This window comes from Tuberibacillus calidus DSM 17572, assembly GCF_000430685.1.
Taxonomy (GTDB): Bacteria; Bacillota; Bacilli; order Bacillales; family Sporolactobacillaceae; genus Tuberibacillus; species Tuberibacillus calidus.
Genome location: NZ_AUMM01000003.1, coordinates 82,970 through 99,565 on the forward strand (window position 1 = coordinate 82,970; position 16,596 = coordinate 99,565).

The following is a 16,596-nucleotide window of genomic DNA, read 5'->3' on the forward strand; positions in this document are numbered from 1 at the left end:
TCTATACAAAATTTAGAAAGTGAGGGATGTACTATGGAAAAATTTAATGCTTTTAAGTCACTGATTGTCATAGTACAGCCCTATTCTTTTCGAGTCTAAATTAACTTCATGATCCTTTGGACGAGTGGAGTAGGGCTGTCATGTAGAGGCCTTATTTTTGTTTAAAAGGGGTCTTTATGGCTCCTTTTTTATTTCAAACCATCGTCTGGAGGAATAGAAAATTGACAACGTTATTTGAATTAGGTTGGAAACCTTGTTTTGAAGAATCTTTTGAGCAGTTTAAGAAGGCATTTACATCAAACGCCAATGAGCTTTGTGCCGGCCGTATATCAATTGAGCATAAAGGCATTTACCGCATACTCAGTGAACATGGCGAGTTACTCGGGAAAATGTCAGGAAAGTTGCTGGCCAAGTCCGAAGCGGGAGTACGGCCGGCGGTCGGGGATTGGGTAGTGATGTCGGCGCGGCTCAACGAACGGCAAGCGACAATCCATGACATTTTGCCGCGGTTCAGCAAGTTTTCCCGAAAAGAAGCGGGCACTGACCATGGGGAGCAAATCGTCTGCGCCAATATCGATATTGTCTTCCTTGTTATGTCTCTTAACCGGGATTTTAATTTAAGACGTTTGGAAAGATATCTCATCACCGCATGGGACAGCGGTGCCAATCCTATCATTGTTCTTACGAAAGCGGATTTGTGTGAAGACATCGATGAAAAAATGAAAGCGGTTGAACACGTCGCTTTTGGTGTACCTACTTATGCCGTTAGCGCCGCAACCGGTCAAGGCATTGACGAACTGAGACAGCTGATTAAACCTGGTGAGACAGCGGCATTGCTTGGATCTTCCGGTGTCGGCAAGTCGACGCTTATAAACTGTATATATGGTGAAAACATCTTAGAAACCGGCGCCATCCGCGAAGACGATGACAGAGGGCGCCATACAACCACCCATAGAGAGTTGATCGTATTAAAAACAGGCGGGATCGTAATTGATACGCCCGGCATGCGTGAACTTTCCTTATGGGATGTGGCAGACAGCTTGGCACAAGGCTTTGAGGATGTGGAAACGTTAGCCTTGAACTGTAAATTCCGCGATTGCAGCCATAGCGGCGAGCCAGGGTGCGCGGTCAAAGAAGCGATCGAAAACGGCAACCTTTCGCCTGAAAGATTCCAAAGCTATGTAAAACTGCAAAAAGAGTTGGCCTATTTCGAACGCAAAAGCAGTAAGAAAGCGCAATCCGAGGAAAAGAAAAAATGGAAAGCGTCCAACAAGCTAGCTAGACAAAGAAGTAAGAGATAAAAATGTTTAAAGCGGGTGATCATGTGAAAGGGAGAGCACCTATTGATTTAGGCCATAACATATTTCTGATTGATGGTTTTGATTTGGGAATGCCGTCCCGAACGGGGAGCTATATTATCGATGAAGAAGTATTGACGATGATAGAAACGGGACCGAGCCGCTCGGTTCCATACATAAAAGAAGGATTAAAAGCTTTAGGAAAAAAACTTGAAGATGTCCAATACATCATCGTGACCCATATCCATCTCGATCACGCGGGAGGGGCCGGCCTTTTGGTACAAGAATGTCCGAACGCCAAAGTCATCGTTCACCCCCGTGGATACAGGCATTTGCTGAATCCGGAAAAGCTGATCGCTGGGGCGAAAGCGGTCTATGGTCAAGCTTTTGATGAATTGTTCGCTCCGATTGTGCCGATCCCGGAAGACCGTTTGATCGTGATGGAAGATGGTGGAACGCTAAAAATTGCCGACAACAGAATCTTGCATTTCTATGACACGCCGGGGCATGCCAAACACCATTTCAGTATTTATGACCCTGCTTCCAAAGGGATATTTACGGGAGATACCGTTGGTGTGCGTTATGATGGATTAGAAAACTTTGGAGGAGATGTGTATTTACCGTCAACATCGCCGAACCAATTTGATCCGGAGGCGATGCTTTCTTCCATTGAAAAAGTAAGGAACCTGGGCGTTGAGAGGATCTATTACGGCCACTTTGGCGTGTCGGATCATCCTGCCGAAGCGCTCGCTGAAGTCGCTCACTGGATTCCTAGATTTGTGGAAATGGCGCAAAAAACATCCGCAACAGATCCTTTTAAATTAAGTCAGGCATTGGCCGATATGGTGATAAAGGAAATTTCTAAAACAAGAACAATTCCGGAAAATCACGATTTTTATAAAATCGTCCAATTAGATATGCAGGTCAGCGCTATGGGGCTCATCGATTATTTAGCAAAACAAAAGATCAATAAGTAATTTTTGACACCAAAATCCCGATGGAGGGTTTTGGTGTCGTTTCATTTGGAATCATTCGTGGTACTCTACAACACAAAATTGAATGAACACAAAAGAATGAATTTAAGTGAGCGATACGTGGCTCACTTTTATTTTTGGCCATGTTTTCTTCCAATTTTTCTTCATCAATCGCTGTTCGTAAATAGACGCTAGTGATTTATCTTTTATAAATTGAGGCGATGGTTTCACTTCCATTTGAATGACGTCTTGTATCCCTAGAGGTGCGGTAAGGATGACGCGGTCATTGACGTCCAACTTAACGCCCAATGCCGTTGCCGTTTCTGGAAATTTAGAAATAGCATCTACAGATGATGTATAAGGAGCAATATGATTAACGGCATGCATGCGCGCTTCATTTTTTACAGACCACGGGAGATGGGGGAGCAAACTTCTCAATTTCTCTTCATACCGCTTTTCTTGATGTTCATCGGGGTGTTCCGGATCAAAATAGATGACGTCGATATCAGACAATTCTGTTCTTTGTTTAAAGCCATGCAACGTATCCCAGATTTTAGCTCGCACAAAACCCGCGCATATCCACCAATCGGGTAAATTCAAAGATTTTGCCGCTTTTAAAATATCCATCATCCATGTATCGGCTTCGATTAAACGGATGATATCTTTTTCGGAATGTATGGTCATAAATGGGCGACCCCCTTCATATTTGTGTAGAACGTTTGTTCTATTATATCATTAATGATGGCGATAAAACTATTTATAATTGGTCATATTGGGGCGGTGCGGTGTAGGATAAAGAAAAATGGAGAAGGAGTTATGATTGTGAATAAAGAAGACTTATTGGAAGCGGCCCGCGCGTTTGTAAAGGATGAGCTGGGGCACGACAGCAGCGGCCATGATTATTGGCATGCGCATCGGGTTTCTGAACTGGCGGGAAGAATTGCGGCAATCGAATCCGCGGATGTTTTTGTCTGCCGGCTAACTGGCCTCCTGCATGATATCGCCGATGAAAAGTTGAATGAATCTGAAGAGGCCGGCCTTCAAAAAGTAGAGTATTTGCTTAAACACCACATGGTTGATGACAAAACGATAAATGTAGTATTGGAAATCATCCAAACGATGTCGTTTAAAGGCGGCGGTATGCCACCTGTTAGAACTTTAGAAGGCAAAATCGTTCAAGATGCCGATCGGTTGGATGCCATAGGTGCCATTGGTATTGCTCGCGCTTTTGCCTATTCAGGAAAGGCGGGGCAGCTCATCCATGACCCAGAAATAAAACCTCGGGAACACATTGAAAAGGAGAACTATAGGAAAGGCAAAAACACAGCTATCAATCATTTTTATGAAAAATTGCTGAAACTTAAAGACATGATGAATACGAAAACGGCAAGAGATTTAGCTGAAAAGCGGCATCGCTTTATGTGTGAATTCCTCGAGCATTTTTACGATGAATGGGAAATGAAATAGTTGATGTAACCAAGCCGGCGAAGCGACTTCGCCGGTTTTTAATTAAAAAAATTTTTATATCATAAAATGAAAAAAATGTCTATATTTGTAGTCAATAATTTTCGAATAAATTATAAAATATGTTTGACAAAATTGTGACGGTTATGTGATAATTTAGAAAAGGGGTGCTGAACATGAACGAAAACGCCAAAATGACGAACATGTTATTCAAGTTTTCTCATGCTTTTCTGATCATCGGTATTGTTATTGTTTTTGTAAGCGTTATTTTAATCGGTTGGAACTTTAACAGCATGGCTCTTTTAACAGGATTTGGCTTTATTTTAGGCAGTGTGTTTCTATATTTTATAACTGGAGCGCTGGTTGCCATTTTTTCCTATGAAACGAATTTGAAACTCGTTCAACATCGACTTAAAAATACAAATAAAGTTTACACGCTTTGGAAATAATTCATCATCCGCGAAGTCTTTCTTGAATTTGAAGAAAGACTTTTTTTTATATGCGTACCGGCTTGGTAAGAAATCGCGCTGTAAAACATCGAAAAATGGATCTCTACGATCGGCCTGTATATCGTCGTTTTCTATATTCCTGCTTTATACATTTATGTTACGGCGGCCAATAAAATAAAAAAATAATGCAACCAAAAACTAAATGTGGTATAGTTAAGAGGAAAAACAGAAGAAAAAATCCGTACGAACGTACGGGAGAGGTTTCTAGAACAACCCTCTATAAAAAACTAGGGATGGCTATATCCTTGGGGGTATAGTCTTTTTGTTTTAGAATGCCTCTTCTTCTGAAAAAAAACGGAAGGGAGTGCAAAGAAAAATGAAAATGGAAAAAGCGGTAGTCGTCTTTAGCGGCGGCCAGGATAGCACGACATGTTTATTTTGGGCGCTAAAGCAATTTGCGGAAGTAGAAGCGGTGACGTTTGATTACGGCCAGCGCCATCGCTTGGAGATTGAAGTGGCGTCCGCGATTGCCAAGGAGCTTCATGTTCCTCACACGGTGCTCGATATGTCGCTATTGAATCAATTAGCGCCAAACGCCTTGACAAGAAGCGAGATCGCCGTTGAACAAAAGGAGGGGCAATTGCCGACGACGTTTGTCGATGGGCGAAATTTATTGTTTTTGTCGTTTGCCGCGGTGCTCGCAAAGCAAAAAGGTGCGCGCCATCTTGTCACAGGCGTATGTGAAACGGATTTCAGCGGCTATCCAGATTGCCGCGATATATTTATTAAATCATTAAACGTAACATTGAATTTAGCGATGGATAACCAATTTGTTATCCATACGCCATTAATGTGGCTGACAAAAGCTGAGACGTGGAAGCTCGCCGATGAGCTTGGCGCGTTTGAATTTGTGCGAACAAAAACGTTAACTTGTTATAACGGGATCATCGCTCGCGGCTGCGGGGAATGTCCAGCTTGCGTGTTGCGAAGACGAGGGCTTGAAGAGTATATGAAAGAAAAGGAAGGGATAACTCAATTATGATACATCAACTTTATCCGCAAGTATTTCACAATTACCGATACGAATTGAATAAAGATATGCATATTGCTTGCGCTCATTTTATTCCTCATGAGAAAGCGGGAAAATGCGCAAACATGCATGGCCATATATACACCGTGAACATTACGGTGGCAGGCGACGAACTCGATGATGCGGGGTTTTTAGTAAATTTTCAAGAGTTGAAAAAGCTTATTCATGGGAAACTGGATCATTCGCTAATGAATGAACACCGAGATTGGTTCAATGATAAAAACAGCAACGATTTTCCGACAAGCGAGGTCATCGCCCGCAAAATATATGAAACGGTGCAAGCGTATCTTGATACACTGCCGAATAAACCAACGTGTTTGCAAGTGTTCGTGAGGGAAACGCCGACAAGCTATGTTGTGTATCGGCCAAAAGCGGGGGTACGATAATGGCGAAAACGATTCCCGTGCTTGAAATTTTTGGACCGACGATCCAAGGCGAAGGGATGGTGATCGGGCAAAAAACGATGTTCGTCCGCACCGCCGGCTGCGATTATCGCTGCCGCTGGTGTGATTCCGCTTTTACATGGGACGGGTCGGCAAAAGAGGAAATTCGGCTAATGACGGCGGAGCAAATTTGGGAACGGCTGTATGAACTTGGCGGTAACCGCTTCAGCCATGTGACCATCTCGGGAGGAAATCCTGTTCTTATTTCAGCGCTAGAAGAACTCGTTTTGCTTTTAAAAAAGAAAGGGATTCGTCTTGCCGTCGAAACGCAAGGAAGCCGTTGGCAGGACTGGCTGTACCATATCGATGAGGTAACCATTTCGCCAAAACCGCCAAGTTCAGGCATGGACACTGATTTTGCCATGCTCGATCACATCGTGAAAAAGTTGGCGGATGCGGGACGGGCGTCTTATATGAGCTTAAAGGTCGTCGTGTTCGATGACAACGATTTCGACTATGCGAAAAGGGTGCACCGGCGCTATCCGGGCATCCCGTTTTATTTGCAAGTCGGCAATGCCGATACAGCAGAAGCGGACGATGCTGCGCTACGCACACAGCTTTTGGCAAGGCTGGAGTGGCTCGTGGAAAAAGTGGCGCAGTCGAACGAACTGAATGACGTGCGCGTCTTGCCTCAGTTGCACACCCTCCTGTGGGGAAACAAACGTGGCGTGTAAATTCAAAAAACGATGAGGAAAGGGGAAAAACGATGGCAGAAAGAAAAGAGGAAGAATTAAAGGATCTTACGCTATTAGGCAGCCAAGGCACGAAATATTTATTCGAATACAGCCCAGAGGTGTTAGAAGTATTCGAAAATAAACACCCTGATCGTGATTATTTCGTGAAGTTCAATTGTCCGGAGTTCACATCTCTATGTCCAAAAACCGGACAACCGGACTTCGCGACGATTTACATTAGCTATATTCCCGATAAAAAATGCGTCGAAAGCAAATCTTTGAAATTGTATTTATTCAGCTTCCGCAATCATGGCGATTTCCATGAAGACTGCGTCAATATTATTATGAACGATTTAATTAAAGTGATGGAGCCGCGCTATATTGAAGTATGGGGGAAATTCACGCCGCGCGGCGGCATTTCGATCGATCCGTATTGCAACTGGGGCCGTCCTGGAACAAAGTATGAGAAAATGGCAGAATATCGCTTAATGAATCACGATTTGTATCCTGAAAAAGTTGATAACCGTTGATCGGCATTTTCCATTCATAATTTGCGTTATGCCAACTGAATGTTTTCTTTGTGTTCTTCTCTTACACCCCGGATGAGCTGAATTAATAGTAAAATATGTCCAAAAAGGTAAGGAATGAATAGAAATGAAAGCCGACTGCCAAACTTTTTGATAGGCGTTTATTTATATTTGCAAGAGGCAGGAGGTAAGGGAATGCCTTATAATGTAGCCCAAAAGCTCATCCAAAGCCACCTCGTATCGGGGAGAATGATTCCGGGTGAAGAGATCGGACTTAAAATTGATCAAACCTTAACGCAAGATGCTACAGGCACAATGGTCATGCTGGAACTCGAAGCGATGGGACTTGACCGTGCCAAAACCGAAGCGTCTTGCCAATATGTTGACCACAACATCATACAAGAAGATAGCAAGAACCCCGATGATCATCTATTTTTACTCAGTGCGACACGGAGATTCGGCTTGTATTTCAGCCGACCCGGCAACGGCGTCAGTCATCCGGTTCATATGCAGAGGCTGGCAAAGCCGGGAAAAACGTTGCTCGGTTCAGACTCTCATACGTGTGCGATCGGCTGTATGGGGATGCTTGCTATGGGGGCCGGTGGGATTGATGTCGCCATGGCGATCGCTGGAGAACCGTTCTATGTTAAAATGCCAAAAATCTGGGGCATCAAATTAACGGGAAAACTCCCCGATTGGGTGAGCGCCAAAGATGTGATTTTGGAACTGCTCAGAAGATATGACGTCAAAGGCGGGGTCGGAAAAATCATTGAATACTACGGCCCTGGCTTGAAGCATCTTAGCGCGATGGATCGACACGTCATTGCCAATATGGGTGCTGAACTTGGTGCGACGGGGACGGTGTTCCCATCCGACGGAGAAATTAAACGCTTTTTAAAAAGCCAAGGCCGGGAGGATGACTGGATCGAGCTCGTCGCTGACGAAGGGGCCGAATATGATCTTCATGACGAAATCGACTTGTCCTCTTTAGTTCCGCTCATTGCCAAACCGTCAAGCCCCGGAAATGTCGTACCGGTGGAAGAAGTTGCGGGTGAACCGATTTACCAAGCATATATTGGTTCATCGGCCAATCCGGGATATAGAGATTTTGCGGTAGCCGCTGAGATCGTCAAAGGAAAAAAAGTCGCATCGGGGGTATCATTTGATATTAACCCGTCCTCGCGGCAGATGTTAACGGACTTGGTAAAAAACGGCCACATCGCGAGTTTATTATCGGCTGGGGCACGGCTTCATCAAGCTGGTTGCAATGGTTGTATTGGAATGGGGCAGGCACCGGCAACCGGACGAAACAGCTTGCGTACGACACCGCGGAACTTCCCAGGACGGTCCGGGACCCGTGAGGATAGCGTCTTTTTATGCAGTCCGGAAACCGCAGCAGCCTCAGCGTTAACGGGTAAAATTACGGATCCACGAACGCTTGACATGGACTATCCGAGAATCAATGAGCCGAAGGAGCCAACCGTGGATGTTGAATTGCTTGATCCTCCGCTACCGCTCGAAGAAGCGCGCAAAGTGCAATTGGAAAAAGGCCCGAACATCGCGTCCATTCCTGAAATGGATGAGCTCCCAGACGAACTGGAAGTACCCATTTTATTAAAGATGGGAGATAACATCTCGACCGATGAAATTCTCGCAGGTGGCGCAAGGGTTTTACCATACCGGAGCAATTTGCCGAAAATCAGCCAATTTGCATTTGAGATCATTGATGACACTTACTATGAACGGGCCATGAAAACCAAAGAGCAAGGTGGGCATGCTATTGTTGGTGGTTTCAACTATGGTCAAGGTTCAAGCCGTGAGCATGCGGCCCTTGCCCCGCGCTATCTCGGTCTTCGCGTGGTCCTTGTCAAAGACTTCGCTCGCATCCACTGGCAAAATCTTGTCAACTTTGGTGTCCTGCCGCTGACTTTTGCGAACGAATCCGATTATGATCTTCTTAATCAAGGCGATACAATCAAAATCACAAATTTAAAAGCGCAAATTCAAAACGGCCGTGAAGTGACCATACACCACAAGGAAAGCGGCAAACAATTAAAAATGAATCATGCGTTATCCGAACGACAAGTGGATATCATGCTTAAAGGCGGCTTAATTAACTGGGTTAAAGCGCGACAAAAGAAAAGTTAAAAACAGAAAAGAGGGATAAAAGATGCCGGATCGTGATCACATTTGTAAAGCCTGTGACGGCACAGGGCTCTTAGCCGATGATGAATTTTGGCAATATACATGCACGGTTTGCGGCGGTGACGGGATCATGATGCCGAATGAAAACCCTGAACCCGCGGTCCCGTTTTCCGTGGACGATAACAACCGCGTATTGGAATAGGGAATCGGTGAGTGGGAAGGCGAGTCGGACTGCGATTCGCCTTCATTTGTCACACTTAGTGTCAAAAAATTTTATCACTACAAAACCAGAAGACTCCATCCTCAAGCAGCCTGTAATCGAAAAAGGTTAAAAGGCTTGCGTTTCACTAGCGTATCTTAAAGGAATATTTCAGTTTCTCTCTACTAAACCCTTCTCTACAAAGAATTTGTCAGTATTTTTAACACAGCAAAAAAAGAAAATTGTTACTTTTTATTCCAACTGTAAAGTTAGCTCCTTTTTTCCGATGAATTAGGTAGGAGGGGACGAGGAAAATGAAGCTGGGATTAGTGAAGAAGCTTGTTTTCGGCATGGTAGGTGTTGCCATTGTCACGTACGGGACAAGTGCTGTGTTTATTTTTTATGTTTCTCATTGGTTTCAAAATGTTTTACCACAATGGCTCTTTATCCTAATAACCCTATTACTTGGGATTATTTGGTCAGGGATCCTTGGTTGGCTTTTTGCTAGCTATTTAATGAAAAGGCTACAGTTTTTACAATCAGCTGTTCAAAAGGCGGCGGAAGGACATTTCGATATTGAAGTGCCCTTGACTCATTCACGAGATGAATTGGAAACCTTAGCAATTGGCTTTAACAAGATGATTGACCAGCTCGGGATGGTTGTTAAAGACATTCAACAATACGCTGGAAAAACGTCCGCGCGTATAGAACAATTGAACGCGGCAGCTGATGATGTCTCACAACAAATTAAGCAAATTAGTGAGAATGTGAATGAAATAGCTACTGGCGCGGAGTCCGATGCTAAATCATCCCAAGAAGCATTGAACGAAGTGAAAAAAGGTCTTGAACATGCAGAAGCGATCCGCGCACATGCCAAGCATTCAAAACAATTAGCTGAGGCAACCATTAAAAGTTTATCTGAAAGCGTCCTTTCGATGAAAGAATTAATCGATGGCGTTCATCGTATCGGCAAAACGAACGAATCATCATTGCAAGTCGTTATGGATTTGAAAGAACAAGCCGACGGAATCAGCCGGATCATCGACGTTGTTGCCGAAATTGCCGAGAAAACCAATATGCTTTCATTAAATGCGTCGATTGAAGCCGCAAGAGCTGGAGAGGCCGGGAAAGGTTTTACAGTCGTCGCCCATGAAATCCAAGAGCTTGCAAACCAAAGCGCCGCGGCCGTTAAAGAAATCCATGGTATGATAAGAACGATACAGGAAAAAGTCGATGACTCTGTCTTACATAACCAAGAGCAATTAAAAATGGGTCAAGAAGAAATTCAAAGAGTGAAGGAAACAGAAAAGCTTCTTAGTGAAATGGCAGATTCTATTTATAAAGTTATGTCAAGTATTAACGATATCGATCAGTTTAGTGCCGATCAACAACGGATTATGGATGAAATTGTGAAGGTCAGTGAGCAAAACACACAGATTGCTCATGCGATTTCTGCTGCCGTTCAAGAAACAGCGGCTTCAACAGACATTCAATCCCACCATGTGACGGAAATGGCGAGCTTATTGACGGAAATTCTCAACGATGCCAGAACCTTGCAAGCTCATGCAAGCCAACTGAAAGTATCCTAACAATTCGCGAAAAATCGGCTTTTCTCAAGCCGGTTTTTTGTTTATGATGGAGAGGAGGAGGTATTCAATGGATAAAATTGTTTTTCTTGACTTTAATGGGGTCATGATGTGCGGTAAACATCCGTTTCCATCTAAGCACCATGAGGGATTTGAATTTTATCCCAAAAGCGTTGAGAATCTGAAAGAAATCATTCAGGCTACAAAAGCGAAAATCGTTGTCACTTCCACTTATCGTAAAATGTATGCGCCTGAACAATTGAAAACGCGATTTTTTAAGCCTTATGGTTTGGAAGAAGCTTTCAAAGGTATCACTTCATCATTAGGCAGCCGCGGCGAAGAAATAAAACATTACATCGAAAAACATGATATACAACATTTTGTGATCATCGATGATTTGCCGATCAACGGATTTGGGCGACATTTCTTGCGTACAAACGGCTTTGAAGGCATTTCTGATTGGATCAAAAAGGAGGCCATTCTGATCCTTGGGGGGCAGTTTCCTGAAAATTTTACATAAATAGAGAATGAGTGACGCGACGAGGATAAAAGCGAAAGGCGGAGCATATTTATGATGAAAACAAAAGAATATACCGATATACGCCGGGGGCGTAGGGGGGACCCAGATGAGAAAAATAACATTGCGGCCATATCAATGGAAGCTGCTTTGGGTGGTCGGTTTGGTCATTCTTTCAATCCTTTGTTTTGAGCTTCAAGAACACACACAAAAGATTTCACAAGATACCTACCAAGTTACTCCATTGATTTGGATCAACGTATTGATTCAAATCGTCTTCGGTCTCTATTTTTCCTTATTATTCGTGCGAAGTTGGTCAATCAAATATCAGCCATCTCTGTTATTCTGTGTGGCGCTTCCTTGTCTTGTGCTCGCGTTGTCTTTTCCCGTCGATGCCACCTTCTCATCCGTCAATCACATCCTGGCAACAGTCTTCACTCCGTCCATCTATCAATGGTTATTAAAATTGTATGCGATGAACGCTTTTGGCTTCATTGGAAGTTTAACCCTTGTGTTAAGTATTTTCGGGGGAAGCCAATCAAAGTCTAAGGAGCAACCCCCGAATGAGTGAGGTTCGTAAATGAAATTAAGGTTCTTCAATAATTAACGCGATCGGGCAGTGGTCGCTGCCAAGTACCTCGCTATGAACTTGAGAATCTATGATTTTGTCAGCTAATCTTTCCGATAGGATAAAGTAATCAATCCGCCAGCCGATATTCCGCTCGCGAACCTTATTCATATAGGACCACCAGGTGTAGACATCCTTTCGGTCAGAATATAAATATCTGAATGCATCTATAAACCCGGCCTGTAACAGGGCCGTCATTTTTTCCCGTTCTTCATCCGTAAATCCCGAATTACCGACATTGGACTTAGCATTTCTTAGATCAATTTCTTGATGGGCAACGTTTAAGTCCCCACATAAAATCACTGGTTTGTGGCTGTCTAAACGCTTTATGTACTCGCGAAATTGGTCTTCCCAAATTAAGCGACGTGAAAGCATCGACAAATCGCGGCGGGCATTGGGCGTATAAACCGTGACCATATAAAAATGCTCATACTCCAATGTAATGACCCGTCCTTCATTATCTTTGATATGTTCGCCGATTCCGTAATGGACGGATAGCGGCTCTTTTTTTGTAAAAATTGCAGTCCCAGAATAACCTTTTCTTTCAGCATAATTCCAGTATTGATAATAGCCTTCGAGATCCAGCTCGATTTGACCTTCCTGGCACTTCGATTCCTGAATGCAAAAAATATCCGCATCCACCGAATGAAAATAATCTAAAAAACCTTTATTCACACACGCGCGGATGCCGTTGACATTCCATGAGACAATTTTCAAAACCCATTCTCCTAACTGCCCATTTCTTTCTCTACTATTATATATAAATGTTCAGAGAAAGATAGTTTTAGTGCTTGCGCTTCAATGCATTATGCATGAGGAAACCGCGGCGACTGGAGATAACGTGTTTGGATGATATTTCGATGATGTCGTTCGTGTCCGGCGATGATGTAGGCTAAAGCGCGCACGGTAAGCGGAGATTGATTCGCTTCTCCCATTTTGGTCCAATCCGCATCGCGCAACCCTTTTAATAAATGCACCGTAGATGCCCGAACCGCTGAAAAATTTTTCAAAAGCTCTTCCAATGGCCATTCATCAAAAGCAGCCTGTTCGACATATGCATCTTGGTCAAAACCCGGTAAGGGTGTCGTATCTCCGCGAGCGATGGCAAGGAGCCGGTAGCTCATCACCCGTTCTGTATCAGCAACATGGCCGATCAGTTGTTTAATGCTCCATTTGTGCGCTTCATAGCGAAAACGGGCTTCTTCGTCCGTAAGGTTTTTTAAGAGGTCCTTTGTTTCTTTTTCTTGCTGAACGAGAATCTCGATGATATCGCCTTCTGGAACCATATCGACATAAGGTTTGAAATAAGCATTGTATTCATTGGATTCAGGCCGAAAACGCAAAGGTCATCCCCCCACAGTGAATTTTGCCGTTAATGACTAGGCATTTCTCAACGTCACTTGGAATTGTTCATTCATCTTGATTGTAGCACATATACATAGAAAATAATTTATTTGACTTTCTAGAATGATCATCCTCCTTCAAAGAAAAAAGCATCTGTCTAAGAAGATAATAAAAATATTATGTCAACTAAATAGGAAAAGTTAACGCGGAGATTATCGAGAATCGGTCAATATGTTGATCAAGGAAAATATTAAATGAACAACGAATATAAAAATGGGAATACATCGACGATTCTGTTAATTGGTGATAAAATTTTAGGTGAAGGACAAGAATCCGCAATAAAAGTTTGGTTTCACAGACATAGTATTTGCCTATAGGGTGATCGGAGGGAACTTATAAACTAACCGTTCAAGATCTTCTCAAGCGCGCACCTTTAACAAAAGCTTTTGTGTCGCGGATGAATGATCACAACAATCAGCAAATGAAGCGACTGGTATCCGTTAGCCCGAATTTTTTTGCGGAATCTTTCAAACTTTTTAGGGGAGGAAAAATCATGGTGGATGTGTCTTTGAAAGACCTTGTTCAAAAAGACGATCAATATATTTGGCATGCGATGCGCCGGTATAACCCGGATAACCCTCCTTTGATTATGAAGGAAGGTAAGGGGGCTTGGATTAAAGATGTGGATGGGAAGGACTATTTGGATGGCATGAGCGGTCTTTGGTGTGTGAACATCGGTTATGGCCGAAAAGAGTTGGCACAAGCCGCCTATGACCAACTGAGAACGCTGCCGTATTATCCGTTATCCAACAGCCATATTCCAGCCATCCAATTAGGGGAAAAATTGTCTGAATGGCTCGATGATGACTATGTCTATTTTTTCTCAAACAGCGGATCCGAGGCCAATGAAACAGCCTTTAAAATCGCTCGCCAATATCATTACCAAAAAGGTGAACAAGGGCGTTATAAATTTATCTCCAGATACCGAGCATATCATGGCGGTACCGCTCTAGCACTCGCCGCTACCGGTCAAGCCGAAAGAAAGGTGCGTTATGAACCACTTAGCCCAGGTTTTATTCATGTCTCACCCCCGGATCCTTATCGAAGCCCTTACCAAGGAACTTTAGAAGAATTGGGTCAGGCTTTTGCGGATGAACTGGATCGGACCATCACTTGGGAGCTTGACGAAACCGTCGCTGGGGTGATTATGGAGCCTATTATAACAGGTGGCGGCATCATTGTTCCCCCGGAGAATTATTTGCAAAAAGTGCGGGAAGTCTGTGACCGGCACGATGTATTACTCATCATTGACGAAGTGATCTGTGGTTTTGGCCGGACCGGTAAAAAATTCGGTTTTATGAATTATGGCATTAAGCCGGATATTATCACCATGGCAAAAGGAATCACAAGCGCCTACCTTCCGCTTTCCGCAACGGCTGTCAGAAAAGACATCTATGAGGTATTTAAAGGTACGGAAACCTATGCGCATTTTCGACACGTTAATACCTTTGGTGGACATCCTGCATCCTGTGCAGTCGCATTGAAAAACCTAGAAATCATGGAAAGTGAAGATTTGGTGAACCGTTCCGAAAAGTTAGGCGCAATCCTTAAAAATGCATTGCAAGAGTTAGAAAATCATCCCTATGTCGGTCACATCCGCGGAAAAGGTTTACTTGTCGGGATCGAATTAGTGGAAGACAAAGTCACGAAAAAACCAATTGCGCCCGAAAAAATTAACAAAGTCATTAATGATTGTAAAGAAAAAGGTTTAATTATAGGGAAAAACGGGGACACCGTCGCGGGCTTTAACAATGTGATCACATTGGCCCCGCCGCTCTGTCTGACAAACGATGACCTCAACTTTTTGGTTGAAACGCTAAAGCAAGCGATTTGGAACTTAGCTTGAACATAAGGACGGTTAAGTCTCTTGCTCATTTACTGAAAAAATGTTTTTTTGTAAAAATTTTTCCATCATAAGCTTCATCGCTCCATTAACCCAATCAAAAATTCCAACCTCCTTTGATGAAGGGTATATTGAAATTGGATTGAAGAAAAAGCTGAAAGAGTCGAGATAACACAATAGTTATTGATAAACAAAGATGCATCTTTTAGAAGCCATCATGTGGCTAGCATCGCTGAGAAATGATATTCTTTTAAGTAAGAGGAAAAAGTTGCATCAAAGGAGATTTAAGCAATGGGAAACTATCGAGGCTATATCGGAACGTACACAAAAGGGGAGAGTGAGGGCTTATATTCTTTTTCTTTAGATACGGATAAAGGCGAAATCCGAGATGTACGGTTAGCCGCTGTCCTTGACAATCCAACATATTTAACGATCAGTGATGATAACCAAAATCTTTATTCTGTCATTAAAAAAGGAGAAACCGGCGGAGCGGTTGCCTTTTCCATTGATCAAAACACCGGGGCACTTAAAGCGCTTAATGACCGCTCATCTAATGGTGCCGCACCTTGCCATATCAGTGTTGACCAAAAAAAGCAATATGTGCTGACGGCTAACTATCATAAGGCCGAAGTTGTTCTTTATCCTCTCAATCCAGAGGATGGGAGGTTGAAAGACCCTTCCTCCATCGTAAAACTAGAAGGTTCAGGGCCCAATCCAAAACGGCAAGAAAGCGCTCATACCCATTTTGCTGGATGGACGCCGGATGAAAAGTATGTGGTGATTGTTGATTTAGGAATGGATGCGATTGTGACATATCAAGTGAAAGCCGGCAAACTGGAAGAAGCAAGCCGCCTATTGGTCCAGCCGGGTAGCGGCCCGCGCCATATCGCTTTTCATCCTAATGGAAAATACGCCTATGTGATGACCGAATTGAGTGGGGAAATTATCGTGCTTGATTATGATGCGGAAACGGGAAAACTGTTGCCGAAGCAATATGCCCAAACGCTTCCAACACATTTTTCCGGTTATAATGACGGCAGTGCCATCCATCTGACTACTGATGGGCGGTTCGTGTATTGTGCGAACCGCGGCCATAACAGTATTGCCGCTTTCCGCGTGGATGAAGGATCTGGCCAGCTGACATTGATCGAGCACACACCGACGGAAGGGGATTGGCCACGCGATTTTGTTCTTGATCCTTCTGAACGGTTTTTAGTCGCTGCCAACCAAAATTCCGGCAATCTCGTGTTGTTTTCTCGTGATGTTGAATCAGGAAGATTAACCCTCCGGCAAGAGGATGTCCGTGTCCCGGATCCGGTTTGCGTGAAGTTTTTACATATTTAGAATGAAAGACA

The 16,596-nt window shown here is 43.6% G+C and carries 18 protein-coding genes and 1 riboswitch; of the genes, 15 read left to right on the forward strand and 3 right to left on the reverse strand.

The window, feature by feature from the left end:
• Positions 1 to 221 precede the first annotated feature (221 nt).
• Complete coding sequence (rsgA, locus tag H532_RS0100540) at positions 222 to 1,301, forward strand: ribosome small subunit-dependent GTPase A (RefSeq protein ID WP_027723830.1); 1,080 nt, start codon at positions 222 to 224, stop codon at positions 1,299 to 1,301.
• A 23-nt stretch (positions 1,302 to 1,324) separates the two neighbouring features.
• A complete protein-coding gene (locus tag H532_RS0100545; protein WP_027723831.1) occupies positions 1,325 to 2,275 on the forward strand; it encodes an MBL fold metallo-hydrolase in 951 nt (316 codons plus the stop codon).
• 102 nt (positions 2,276 to 2,377) lie between these two features.
• On the opposite strand, the gene H532_RS0100550 is transcribed toward H532_RS0100545, so the two are convergent.
• Positions 2,378 to 2,956, reverse strand: coding sequence for a nucleotidyltransferase family protein (locus H532_RS0100550; RefSeq protein WP_027723832.1), 579 nt, complete (start codon positions 2,954 to 2,956; stop codon positions 2,378 to 2,380).
• 132 nt (positions 2,957 to 3,088) lie between these two features.
• Between H532_RS0100550 and H532_RS0100555 the strand changes: the two genes are divergently transcribed.
• The 11 genes from H532_RS0100555 to H532_RS0100605 all read left to right on the forward strand — a co-directional run bounded on the left by H532_RS0100555 (position 3,089) and on the right by H532_RS0100605 (position 11,937).
• Positions 3,089 to 3,739 (forward strand): HD domain-containing protein, encoded by a 651-nt coding sequence (locus H532_RS0100555; RefSeq protein ID WP_027723833.1) that lies wholly within the window; start codon positions 3,089 to 3,091, stop codon positions 3,737 to 3,739.
• A gap of 173 nt (positions 3,740 to 3,912) precedes the next feature.
• Positions 3,913 to 4,185: a hypothetical protein gene (locus H532_RS0100560; RefSeq protein WP_027723834.1), complete on the forward strand. Its 273-nt coding sequence runs from the start codon at positions 3,913 to 3,915 to the stop codon at positions 4,183 to 4,185.
• 251 nt (positions 4,186 to 4,436) lie between these two features.
• Positions 4,437 to 4,482, forward strand: a riboswitch (PreQ1 riboswitch).
• A 79-nt stretch (positions 4,483 to 4,561) separates the two neighbouring features.
• Positions 4,562 to 5,227 (forward strand): 7-cyano-7-deazaguanine synthase QueC, encoded by a 666-nt coding sequence (gene queC, locus H532_RS0100565; RefSeq protein ID WP_027723835.1) that lies wholly within the window; start codon positions 4,562 to 4,564, stop codon positions 5,225 to 5,227.
• Entirely contained in the window at positions 5,224 to 5,661 is a 438-nt protein-coding gene (gene queD / locus H532_RS0100570) for a 6-carboxytetrahydropterin synthase QueD (RefSeq protein ID WP_027723836.1), read from the forward strand. Before queC ends, queD begins: the two co-directional genes overlap by 4 nt.
• The gene (gene queE / locus H532_RS0100575) at positions 5,661 to 6,392 is read left to right on the forward strand and encodes a 7-carboxy-7-deazaguanine synthase QueE (RefSeq protein WP_027723837.1); all 732 of its coding nucleotides are present in this window, start codon (positions 5,661 to 5,663) and stop codon (positions 6,390 to 6,392) included. Before queD ends, queE begins: the two co-directional genes overlap by 1 nt.
• Positions 6,393 to 6,424: 32 nt before the next feature.
• Positions 6,425 to 6,922, forward strand: coding sequence for a preQ(1) synthase (queF, locus tag H532_RS0100580; RefSeq protein ID WP_027723838.1), 498 nt, complete (start codon positions 6,425 to 6,427; stop codon positions 6,920 to 6,922).
• 192 nt (positions 6,923 to 7,114) lie between these two features.
• Positions 7,115 to 9,067: an aconitate hydratase gene (locus H532_RS0100585; RefSeq protein WP_027723839.1), complete on the forward strand. Its 1,953-nt coding sequence runs from the start codon at positions 7,115 to 7,117 to the stop codon at positions 9,065 to 9,067.
• A gap of 22 nt (positions 9,068 to 9,089) precedes the next feature.
• Entirely contained in the window at positions 9,090 to 9,266 is a 177-nt protein-coding gene (locus H532_RS20575) for a hypothetical protein (RefSeq protein WP_169721022.1), read from the forward strand.
• Between the two features lie 311 nt (positions 9,267 to 9,577).
• Positions 9,578 to 10,852 carry a methyl-accepting chemotaxis protein gene (locus H532_RS0100595; protein ID WP_027723840.1) on the forward strand — a complete coding sequence of 425 codons (1,275 nt, stop codon included), beginning with the start codon at positions 9,578 to 9,580 and terminating at the stop codon, positions 10,850 to 10,852.
• Positions 10,853 to 10,919: 67 nt separating this feature from the next.
• The gene (locus H532_RS0100600; RefSeq protein ID WP_027723841.1) at positions 10,920 to 11,369 is read left to right on the forward strand and encodes an HAD domain-containing protein; all 450 of its coding nucleotides are present in this window, start codon (positions 10,920 to 10,922) and stop codon (positions 11,367 to 11,369) included.
• Between the two features lie 106 nt (positions 11,370 to 11,475).
• Positions 11,476 to 11,937, forward strand: coding sequence for a hypothetical protein (locus H532_RS0100605; protein ID WP_027723842.1), 462 nt, complete (start codon positions 11,476 to 11,478; stop codon positions 11,935 to 11,937).
• Positions 11,938 to 11,952: 15 nt separating this feature from the next.
• Here H532_RS0100605 and H532_RS0100610 read toward each other — a convergent pair whose 3' ends face one another.
• Together H532_RS0100610 and H532_RS0100615 are read right to left on the reverse strand one after the other, a co-directional pair.
• A complete protein-coding gene (locus H532_RS0100610) occupies positions 11,953 to 12,711 on the reverse strand; it encodes an exodeoxyribonuclease III (protein ID WP_027723843.1) in 759 nt (252 codons plus the stop codon).
• Between the two features lie 89 nt (positions 12,712 to 12,800).
• Entirely contained in the window at positions 12,801 to 13,280 is a 480-nt protein-coding gene (locus H532_RS0100615; RefSeq protein ID WP_425426210.1) for a DinB family protein, read from the reverse strand.
• A gap of 611 nt (positions 13,281 to 13,891) precedes the next feature.
• Here H532_RS0100615 and H532_RS0100620 point away from each other — a divergent pair.
• Positions 13,892 to 15,244 carry an aspartate aminotransferase family protein gene (locus tag H532_RS0100620; protein ID WP_038111194.1) on the forward strand — a complete coding sequence of 451 codons (1,353 nt, stop codon included), beginning with the start codon at positions 13,892 to 13,894 and terminating at the stop codon, positions 15,242 to 15,244.
• A 288-nt stretch (positions 15,245 to 15,532) separates the two neighbouring features.
• The gene (locus H532_RS0100625; RefSeq protein ID WP_027723846.1) at positions 15,533 to 16,585 is read left to right on the forward strand and encodes a lactonase family protein; all 1,053 of its coding nucleotides are present in this window, start codon (positions 15,533 to 15,535) and stop codon (positions 16,583 to 16,585) included.
• The last annotated feature ends 11 nt before the right edge of the window (positions 16,586 to 16,596 follow it).